General features: G+C 63.3%; 2 pseudogenes. Both read left to right on the forward strand.

Annotated elements, in window-relative coordinates:
* Positions 1-339, forward strand: a pseudogene (locus E3N85_RS16310) (hypothetical protein); the annotation flags it as partial.
* 504 nt (positions 340-843) lie between these two features.
* Positions 844-1553, forward strand: a pseudogene (locus tag E3N85_RS16315) (hypothetical protein); the annotation flags it as partial.

Genomic DNA, 1553 nt, shown 5'->3' on the forward strand with positions numbered 1-1553 from the left:
AAGGAAGGCACCTCGAACGGCATCATTCGCGACAACGTCATCGATGGCGCCAACATGCCGCGAGCCAATGAATGGGTCAAGGTCAAGGGCAACGACTGGACAATCGAGGGAAATCAGGGCACACACAGTCCCCTGCACGGCTTTGCGGTCAACGGAAGCGTCACCGGCTGGGGACTGCGCAATACCTTTATCGACAATTCGGGTGCGGTGGACGCCGGCGGCTACGCCTTCTTCATCTACGAGAAGGGCGGCAAGAAATCAAGCGACACCGACGTGTCCTGTTCGAACTCGATCACTCTCGCAGCCGAGGGATTCTCGAACATTCCCTGCACGCCTTAGGGCACGTTTTCCTACTCTCCGCCCAGACCCCGCGCGCTGAGCGTGATATTCTCGGCCGCCAGGAATCAAACCCGTGCCCGGGTGACCGAGAATTCAACAGTGTCACATTTACTCTCGGCACTTTCACAGAAATAGTGAATGGCGCCTCGCGTTGCCCTGTCGAGGCGGCACGAGAACGTCATCCGTGCCACAGGGGCCACTGCCCACAAAATGAAATTGTACTGGTCAGAGCAAAATCATCGAGTTCTGCTCAGTTTCTCCGCCGTACCGGCCGGCCGATCCGCGACGCCTCCGGGCGTGCTCACACGAGCAGAGGCGACCACATTCGTGATGATGCTGCCCACAAACCCATTTACACACGGGAAACGCGCAGCCGCTCAGACGCTAATTGATGACGTGAGCTCGGCGACCGCCGCCGCGTCACGCGGATTGTTTGCGCCGAAACCCCGTCGGGTTCCTGGGCGTGAGCTTCCTGTCCATGAACATCCGGAAGGTCTCGCCATATTGTTTTCTCGTTTCCCCCGACGTGCCATCATCGCGGCCGTCGCCATCACCGCGCTGGTTCCCCTCACCGCAATCATCCCCGTCGGTCTCGCGTCGGCCTCCGCTGCCACCGCGCCCGCCGGCACCACGGCGGTCGACAGCAACTCCTCACAGATCAAGTACTCCGGGACCTGGCGCACGACGGGCTCACCCTCCGACAACGGCGCGTCGATCAAATACTCCTACGCCACATCGAGCGCCTCACTCACCTTCACCGGGTCGACCGTCGCCTACGTCGCGCGTACGACTAGCAGCTCGGGCACGAGCGACATCTCGATCGACGGCAAGGTTGTCGCTACGGTCAACGGCTACTCGGCTACGGACAAGTACCAGCAGAACTTGTTCAGCACCTCCAATCTCTCCAGCGGAACACACACCATCAAGGTGAGCCGCACCGGCCAGAAGGATGGCCGCTCCAACGGCACCAGCAGCATCGTCGACGCTTTCGTCACCGCGGCGCCGACCGCGGCGGCAGCCGTCCCACCCGTTCCTACGCCCGCGCCCGCTGCCTCCACGCCTTCGGTGCCGGCCCCGGCCGTGCCGAGCACCGCGCCGCCGGCGCCGGCACCGATCGACACCCACCGCTACGCTGACTGCCCGGCCGCCACGGTCACCGTGACGACGGCCAGGGAGCTCATGGCGGCTGTCGATCAGTCCGGCCCCGGCACCGT

Origin of the sequence: Cryobacterium sp. Hz9 (assembly GCF_004402825.1) — a bacterium.
Taxonomy (GTDB): Bacteria; Actinomycetota; Actinomycetes; order Actinomycetales; family Microbacteriaceae; genus Cryobacterium; species Cryobacterium gelidum.